Annotated in this window: 5 protein-coding genes and 1 pseudogene; 4 read left to right on the top strand and 2 right to left on the bottom strand. The window is 69.8% G+C overall.

What is annotated here, in order from left to right:
- The first annotated feature begins 45 nt into the window (after window positions 1–45).
- Complete coding sequence (locus AC3XYG_RS02405; RefSeq protein WP_489138213.1) at window positions 46–927, top strand: DMT family transporter; 882 nt, start codon at window positions 46–48, stop codon at window positions 925–927.
- 24 nt (window positions 928–951) lie between these two features.
- Here AC3XYG_RS02405 and AC3XYG_RS02400 read toward each other — a convergent pair whose 3' ends face one another.
- A complete protein-coding gene (locus AC3XYG_RS02400; protein ID WP_489138215.1) occupies window positions 952–1,314 on the bottom strand; it encodes a hypothetical protein in 363 nt (120 codons plus the stop codon).
- On the opposite strand from AC3XYG_RS02400, the pseudogene AC3XYG_RS02395 reads away from it, so the two are divergent.
- Together AC3XYG_RS02395 and AC3XYG_RS02390 are read left to right on the top strand one after the other, a co-directional pair.
- A pseudogene (locus AC3XYG_RS02395) lies at window positions 1,202–4,021 on the top strand (MG2 domain-containing protein); the annotation flags it as partial. The gene AC3XYG_RS02400 and the pseudogene AC3XYG_RS02395 overlap by 113 nt on opposite strands.
- Window positions 4,022–4,036: 15 nt before the next feature.
- Entirely contained in the window at window positions 4,037–6,682 is a 2,646-nt protein-coding gene (locus AC3XYG_RS02390; RefSeq protein WP_489138214.1) for an alpha-2-macroglobulin family protein, read from the top strand.
- A 60-nt stretch (window positions 6,683–6,742) separates the two neighbouring features.
- Here AC3XYG_RS02390 and AC3XYG_RS02385 read toward each other — a convergent pair whose 3' ends face one another.
- A complete protein-coding gene (locus AC3XYG_RS02385) occupies window positions 6,743–7,660 on the bottom strand; it encodes an MBL fold metallo-hydrolase (RefSeq protein WP_489138212.1) in 918 nt (305 codons plus the stop codon).
- Between the two features lie 325 nt (window positions 7,661–7,985).
- On the opposite strand from AC3XYG_RS02385, the gene AC3XYG_RS02380 reads away from it, so the two are divergent.
- Window positions 7,986–9,001: calcium-binding protein (locus tag AC3XYG_RS02380; protein ID WP_489138211.1), on the top strand; the 1,016-nt coding region annotated here is incomplete at its 3' end.

The following is a 9,001-nucleotide window of genomic DNA, read 5'->3' as shown; positions in this document are numbered from 1 at the left end:
GCCCCGTCCTCGGGCAGACAGGGCGGAACGGGTCGGGGCAAACGCATGGCGGCGCTCGGGATCAACAAGGCGGAGGCCGGCCACGGCCCGGGGATCCTGCTGTTCTACCTCGGCATGTCGCTGTTCACCTTCAACGACGCGCTGTGCAAGTGGCTGGTGGCCGAATACACCGTCGGCCAGATCCTGCTGATCCGCAGCATCGCCGCGCTGCTGCTGATGTCGCCCTGGGTGATCCGCGGCTTCCGCGGCCTGCTGTCGGCCGACCAGCCCTGGCTGAACCTGCTGCGCGTCGTCCTGATGGTGGCCGAGGTCGCCGCCTTCTACCTGGCGGTGCGCGGGCTGCCGCTGGCCGACGTCATGACCTTCTACATGGCGGCGCAGCTGATGGTGACCGCGCTGTCGGTGCCGCTGCTGGGTGAAAAGGTCGGGCCGCGGCGCTGGGCGGCGGTGCTGGTCGGCTTCGTCGGCGTGCTGATCGTGCTGCGGCCGACCGGGGCGGCGCTGTCGTCCTCGGCCCTGATCGCACTGCTGGGCGCCACCCTGTTCAGCCTGATCCTGATCGTCACCAGGCGGGTGCGCCACACCGGCGGGCTCGGTCTCATCACCTACCAGGTGGTGGGCACCGGCCTGGCCGGCGCCGCCACCGTGCCCTTCGCCTGGGTGACGCCGACCGGCTTCGACCTGGCGCTGATGCTCGGCCTCGGCGTGGTGGCGATGGGCGCGCATCTGTGCCTGAACAAGGCGCTGTCGCTGGCCCCGGCCGCCGTGGTCGCGCCCTACCAGTACTCGACCATCGTGATCGCCGCGGTGCTGGGCTGGCTGGTGTGGGGCGACGTGCCAACCTCGCAGATCATCATCGGCAATTTGGTGATCATCGCCTCCGGCCTGTTCGTTTATTACCGCGAACGACAGCTGAAGGGCGTCTGAGGCGGCGGCCTTCGGAACGGCGCCTTACAAATTCCCGGGGTTGCCCGGCTTCAGCTCGCCGACCGCGACCAGCGATCCGTCGTCGCCGGTCAGCTGGACCTTGTTGCCGTCGATCTGCACCCGGTCGCATTCCTTGGTCTCGCCCAGGTCGAAGCACATGTGGTCGTTCTCGATCGACCACTGCCCGGTATAGGGACCATCATCGCCCAGCCCGTGGATGGTGCCGTCGGCGGCGTAGAACTCGGTGTATTCGACGTCGCCCGCCGTGCCTTCGATGGTGTTGCCGACGATCTGCGCCTGGATCTGGGCCGCCGCCAGCGGGCCGGCGGCAAGGGCGGCGGTGGGCAGCAGCAACGAGACGGCTAACACCAGGCAACGACGGATCATCAGGGGCCTCCGCGGAACAGGGCGCGATCATAGCTGCGGGATGCCGGTTCGTCTGCCCCGGTTGCGTCATGGTTTCGACGTGATCTTGCGTATAAGTTGGGCCAACGTCCTGATATTTCCGGGACGGCCGGCACGGGGGAAATTCATGGTCTCGAAGCTGCGTCTCGCATCTGCTGCCGCCGTGGTGGCGCTGCTGGCCACCCTGCTGGCCGGTGCCCCTGCCGCACAGGCGTATGAAGCGCCTGCCCTGGCCGCCGGCGCCACCGACTACACCAAGCGGTTGGAGAAGCAGACCAGCGCGATCACGCCGGACCAGCGGGTGCCACTGAAGACGCTGCGTGGCCGGGCCGCAGATGCGGTGCAGGGCGAACGCTGGGCCGACGCGGTCGAGGCCTACCAGCTGATTCTCGGCCAGCGCTCCGACGATGCCGGCGCCTGGTACGGGCTGGCCCAGGCGTTGCAGCAGACCGACGCCTATTCGCAGGACACGCTCGACGCCGCCTTCGCGGCCTACCACGCCGCCAGCACCGACAAGCTGCGCGGCGCCGCCCTGATCCTGCTGGCCCAGGGGCTGGAGAAGCAGGACAAGGGCCGCGAGGCGATCACGGTCGCGGCCGAGGGCGCGCAGCTGGCGCCGAGCGACGACAACACCGAATATGTCGGCAATCTGCGAGCGCAATACGGCTTCCGCGTCACCCAGACCTACGCCCAGAACGACCGCGACGCGCCGCAGCTCTGCGCCGATTTCTCCGACCCGATCCTGGATGGCCGCGCCGTCCACTACGCCGACTACGTCAAGATCGAGCCGGCGGTGCCGATCGAGGTGATTCCGTCGGACAAGCAGCTCTGCCTCGAAGGCGTGGCCTTCGGCCAGACCTACACCGTCACCCTGCGCGCCGGCATCAAGTCGGTCGATGGCGACACGCTGGACGCCGATGACAGCTTCGATCTGACGGTCGAGGACCGGCCGGCCAGCGTGGTGTTCCGCGGCAACGCTTATGTCCTGCCCAAGGGCGGCGAGGGCACGGTGCCGGTGACCACGGTCAACATCTCGGCCGTCAAGCTGCGGCTGCTGCGCATCAACGACCGCAACCTGATCGACCAGGTGGCCCAGGGCCGCATCGGCCAGATGCTGGAAAGCTACGATGTCGACGCCCTGGCCCAGGATGCCGGCGAACAGGTCTGGACCGGCTCGATGCCGATCGACAGCGAGACCAACAAGGCGATCGTGACCGGCGTGCCGATGGACAAGGTGCTGGCGGACCCCAAGCCCGGCGTCTACCTGCTCGCCGCCACCGATGCCAAGGCCGCGGACAGCTCGGATGACGGGGACAGCAGCCCCGGCACGCCAGGCACGCAGTGGATCGTGGTCACCGATCTCGGGCTCGCCACCTTCTCCGGCCAGCAGGGGCTGACCGTGGCGGCGCGCTCGCTGTCCTCGGCCAAGGCCGATGCCGGGGTGAAGCTGACCCTGATCGCCCGCAACAATGCGGTGCTGGCCGAGGCCGACACCGATGCCTCCGGCCTGGCCGTGTTCCCCGCCGGGGTGATGGCCGGGCAGGGCGGCAACCGTCCCGCCGCGGTCTACGCCTATGGCGCCGGCGACTTCACCTTCCTGGAGCTGACCGGCCCGGCCTTCGACCTGTCCGACCGCGGCGTCAGCGGCCGGCCGGAGCCGGGGCCGCTGGACGCCTTCCTGTACCCGGAGCGCGGCGTCTACCGCCCGGGCGAGACGGTGCAGCTGACCACGCTGCTGCGCAACGAGCGCGCGGCGGCGATCGACGGCGTGCCGCTGACGATCAAGGTCAACCGCCCCGACGGGGTCGAGGCCCAGGTGCAGCAGGTCTCCGACCAGGGCGGCGGTTCCTACAGCCTCGCCGTGCCGCTGGCCGACAGCGCCTACACCGGCACCTGGACGGCGGAGGCCTATGTCGACCCGAAGGGCCAGGCGATCGGCACCACCAGCTTCCAGGTTGAGGATTTCGTGCCGGCGCGGATCCGCGTCGACCTCAAGACCGACGCCAAGGATCTGCGGGTCGGCACCCCGGCTGCGATCAACATCGACGCCCAGTTCCTGTACGGCGCCGCGGCCGCCGACCTGGCGACCGAGGCCAGCCTGACGCTGCGCCAGGCCGCCAAGCCGTTCCCGGATTTCGCCGAATACCAGTTCGGCCTGGTGCAGGACACCTACGCCCCGCGCACCCGGCCGATCAGCACCCCGGCGACCGACGCGACGGGGCAGAGCCGGATCGACGTCGCGCTCGACGCCCTGCCGGATACCACCGTGCCGCTCGAGGCCGAGCTGCGCGCCGCGGTGTTCGATTCCAGCGGCCGCACCGCCAATGAGGACATGACCCTGCCGATCCGCCAGGACCATGCCTGGGTCGGGGTGAAGCCGCTATTCTCCGGCGCGCTGGCGGAAGGCGCCGATGCGCAGTTCGAGCTGATCGGCCTCGACCCCGACGGCAAGCCCGCGGCGATCAAGGGCCTGCGCTGGGACTTGGTCGAGGAGATCTACGACTACCAGTGGTATTCGACCGACGGCCATTGGGACTACAAGGTCGTGATCCGCGACCGCTAGTTCGCCGACGGCACCGCCGATGTCGCCCCCGGCACGCCGGCCAAGGTTGGCCAGCAGGTCGGTTGGGGCAATTTCCGGCTCGACGTCTACGACCCGAAGGGCGGCGGTGCCTCCTCGGTCCGCTTCGCCGCCGGCTGGTGGGTGTCTGATAACCCGAACCCGACGCCGGACAAACTGACCGTCGCGCTCGACAAGACCAGCTACAAGGCCGGCGACACCGCGAAGATCCGGATCGAACCGTCCTTCGCCGGCGACGTGCTGCTGTTCATCGCCAATGACCGGGTGCTGGAGACGCGGGATGTGACCGTCCCGGCCGAAGGCGCCACGGTCGAGATCCCGGTCTCCGCCGATTGGGGCGCCGGCGCCTATGTGCTGGCCACGGCGTTCCGCCCGGCCGCCGATGGCGGCGACCGACGCCATGGGCCCGGCCGCGCCGTCGGCGTCGCCTGGTTCGGCATCGACGTGGCCGAGCGGGTGCTGGCGGTGAAGATCGACGCCCCGGCCGAGATCAAGCCGAACCAGACGCTCGACCTGCCGCTGACCGTCAGCGGCGTGCCGCAGGGCCAGAACGCCTGGGTCACCGTGGCCGCGGTGGATGAAGGCATCCTGCTGCTGACCGACTTCGCCTCGCCCGACCCGACCGACCATTACTTCGGCCGCCGGGCCCTGGGCGTCGACATGCGCGACGCCTATGGAAGGCTGATCGTCAGCCAGGGCCAGCGTGGCCAGCTCCGCAGCGGCGGTGATGCCGACGCGCAGCAGATGGCCGGCCTGCCGAAGCGGTCGTCCCGCACCGTCGCCCTCTACAGCGGCATCCTGCCGGTCGGGGCCGACGGCCATGTCTCGGTGCCGCTGGTGCTGCCCGATTTCGACGGCGAGCTGCGGCTGATGGCTGTGGCCTGGACGCCGACCTCGCTCGGCGCCGCCTCGACCGCGATGAAGGTGCGCGACCCCGTGATCGCCGAGATCGGCGTGCCGCGCTTCCTGGCGCCGGGCGACAAGGCGGATCTGTCCTTCTCGCTGCGCAACCTGTCGGGCCCGGCCGGCGACTACGGCGTCCGCGTCTCGGTCGACGGCCCGCTGGCGATCGCCGGCCCGGCCAAGTTCGTCGAAACCGTGGCGACGGGGGCCGAAGTCCGGCGCGCGATTCCGGTGACCGCCAGCGCCACCGGCACGGCCAAGATCCGGATCAGCGTCACCGGCCCCGGCGGCTTCCAGCGCGATCGCGACTGGGACCTGTCGGTGCGTCCGGCCCAGGCGCTGACCACCCAGCGCGTCGCCACCGTGGTCAAGCCCGGCCAGACCGTGACGCTGAACGCCGACCTGGTGAAGGGCTTCCTGCCCGACACCGTGCAGGTCTTCGCCAGCTTCTCCACCCGCCCGACCTTCGACATCCCGGGCCTGCTGAAGTCGCTCGACGACTATCCCTATGGCTGCGTCGAACAGACCACCAGCCGGGCGCTGCCGCTCCTGTATCTCTCCAAGGTGGCGCAGCAGATCGACAGCAGCTTCCGGCCGGACGACGTCCACCGCCGGGTGCAAAGCGCGATCGACCGGATCATGACGGCGCAACAGCCGGGCGGCGCCTTCGGCCTGTGGACCGCGTTCAGCGACGCCGATCCCTGGCTGTCGGCCTATGCGATGGATTTCCTGACCCGGGCGCGGGCGGAGGGCAGCTACCGCATCCCGGAACGCTCGTACCAGCGCGGCATCAAGTACCTGTCGAACTATCTCGACTGGTATGAGGCGCGCACCAGTTGCACCCCGGCCAGCGCCTATGCCCTCTATGTCGTCGCCCGGGCCGGCGGCGGCGATGTCGGCACCATGCGCTACTACGTCGACAACTGCCTGACGAAGTACCAGACCCCGGTGTCCCAGGCGCAGATCGCCGCGGCCGCCGCCCAGTTCGGCGATACGGCGCGCACCACCAAGGCGTTCACGGCGGCGATCGCGACCGAGCGGCCGGACAATTTCGGCGGCGATTACGGCTCGCCGCTGCGCGACCACGCGGCTGCCGCGGCCCTGCTGCACGAGGCCAAGCAGTCGCAGGACGAGGTGCTGAGCCAGGCCGACATCGCCGGCCAGGCCTTCGCCAAGGAGAAGTACTGGAGCACGCAGGACATGGCCTGGCTGCTGATCGCGGCCGACGCCGCGCTCGACGGGGCCAAGCCGCTGTCGCTCGATGTCGGCGGCCAGGCGGTGGCCAATCCGGGCGCGGTCTACCGCACCACCCCGGATGCGGCGGCGCTGGCGGCGGGCATCGCCGTGAAGAACACCGGCGACGGGCCGATGCGCCAGGTGCTGTCGGTGCGCGGCGTGCCGGCGGCGCCGCTGGCGGCGGGCGGCGACGGCTTCCAGATCGAGCGCATCTATCTCGACCGCGACGGCCATCCGTTCGACCCGGCCAAGACGGCGGTGAAGCAGGGCGACCTGGTCACCGTGCTGCTGCGCGGCAAGGCGACGGATGACCTCGACCACCAGGCCCTGATCGTCGACCTGCTGCCGGCGGGGCTGGAGATCGAGAACCCGTCGATCGGCAAGGGCGCGCAGTTGGGCGACATCGCCGACACGCTGTCGGACACCCAGCATGTCGAGATGCGCGACGACCGCTATGTCGCGGCGATCGACCTGACCGGCGACACCAGGAACTTCACCGTCGCCTATCTCGCCCGTGCGGTGACGCCGGGGCATTTCGCCCTGCCGGCGCCGTATGTCGAGGACATGTACCGGCCGCAATACAACGCCCGCGGCAGCTTCGGCGCCATGAGCGTCGAAGCCCGGAAGTAAGATCTGGCCGCCCCTCTTCTCCCTCGCCGAGGGGGAGGAGGGGCGCGGCTCAACAACCGGTCAGTAGTCCCAGAACACCGGCACCCAGCGGAAGGCGTCGCCGGCGACGGCCACGCGGCCGACGGACGGGAAGGGCAGGTGGGTGGCCACCAGCAGCTCGCCGGTCACCGCCAGGTCCCGCAGCAGGCGAAGCCGGACGCGGGCCGATTCCTCGGGGTCGTGTTCGAAGCCGTTGAACCAGTCCGGGTGTTCGAACCCGACCGCGAACACGGCATCGCCGGCGAAGGTCAACCGGTCGCCGCCGGACGCCAGGCGGACCACGCTGTGCCCCGGGGTGTGGCCGCCGGTGCGATGCGCGACCACGCCCGGCGCCACCTCATGCTCCTGGTCGAACGGCCGCAGATGGGCGCCGTACTCTTTCACGAACCGCGTGGCCGTCGCCCGAAGCGCGTCCGGGAACCCCGGCGGCATGGCGACGTGGGAGAAATCGGGCGCCTCCCAGAACGCCACCTCGGCGGCGGCCACATGGATCCGCAGGTCCGGACGCAGCTGGTCCTTCACCCCGTCGACCAGCAGCCCGCCGACGTGGTCCATGTGCATGTGGGTCAGTACCACGTCGGTCACGTCGGCAAGATCGATGCCCGCGGCCGCCAATCGCTTGTTCAGCTGCCCGGCCCGCGGCAGGTGCAAATCCGGGTCGAGCCCGAGTCCGGCGTCGATGAGGATGGTCCGGCCGCCGCTGCGCACCACGACCACGTTCAGCGCCCAGTCGAACGCGTCCGGCGGCAGGAACATGTCGCTCATCCAGGCCGCCCGCACGGCCGGGTCGGCGTTGTGTCCCAGCATCGCGGTCGGCAGCGGCAGCACGCCATCGCTGACCACCAGCACGTCGATGTCGCCGACCCGCAGCGCATAGCGCGACGGTACCAGCTCGTCGAGCCCCGGCCGACCGGGGTGTGAGATGTTGTCCGGGCTCATCGTCGTCTCCTGCTGATCGTTCCTTTTTCTGACGGGATTCAGTACCGCCGCGCGCCACGGCGACGTAGCCACCCCGTGGTCTAGGTCGGGTACATCCTGGGGATAGCAGGGCTACCCCGGGGATAGCCGAGGTCGATGCGTCCGAAGCGCAGACAGCACAGTGCCGCAGCAGCCCGTCCGGAATGCATCTGGTACCAAGGGTTTACCCGATCTGGATCTAACCAACGGCGCGGGCTGCGGTTAAACCTCTCCGATAACGTGCCATCCCGACCGCCGACAGGGCGGTCAGCCGGGGCGGTGAGACGAGCAGGCAGGAGGACGTTCCGTGACCCAGACCCTCACCGGCACCCCCGGCAACGATGTCCTCACCGGCACCGATCCGGGCGACCCGCTCAACCCCGACGGCATCGACGTCATCGATGGCAGCTTCGGCGACGACACCTTGTCCGGCCTCGGTGGCACCGACACCCTCACCGGCGGCCAGGGCAACGATCGGCTCGACGGCGGCGCCGGCGCCGACTTCATCGATGGCGGCCAGGGCAACGACGTGATCGACGGCAGCAGCGGCGGCGATTCGATCGTCGGCAACAGCGGCTTCGATGCGGTGGATTACGGGCATGCGGTGGCCGGAGTGACGGCCTCTCTGCTCACCCAGACGGATTCCCTCGGGAACGGCTTGAACGGCATCGAAGTCCTGATTGGGTCCGCCTTCGATGACCATCTCACCGGCAGTTTCACCGGGAACGTGCTCAACGGTGGCGCCGGCGACGACACGCTCGCCAGCAATGGGGGCGCCGACACGCTGGACGGTGGCGACGGCGTCGACACCGCCAGCTACGAGGGTATCGGGTTCGGGGTGGTCGTCGACCTGGCGGCCGGCACGGGGATCGTCTTCAACGACCCCGACTCGCTGACCAGCATCGAGAATGTCACGGGCTCGGCCTTCGCCGACCGGCTGACGGGGGATGGCGGTGCGAACACGCTGGACAGCGGCGACGGCGCCGACGTGCTGTACGGCAAGGATGGCGACGACACGCTTCTCGGCGGCGCAGGCGACGACAAGCTCGTCGGCGGGACGGGGGCCGATCATTTGGACGGCGGCGCCGGGTCGGACTGGGCCTACTACCACGAGGCGACGGCCGGCGTGGTGGCCAGCCTGGCGGACCCGTCCGTGAACACGGGCGAGGCGGCCGGCGACAGCTATGTCAGCATCGAGAACCTGTGGGGCACGGCGTTCGCCGACACACTGATCGGCGACACCGGGGCCAACACGCTGTTCGGCAATGACGGCAACGACATCCTCAATGGCGGGGCCGGCGATGACTCGCTGCAGGGCGGCAA

The organism is Inquilinus sp., assembly GCF_057815775.1.
This window is presented reverse-complemented; position numbering and strand designations above follow the sequence as displayed.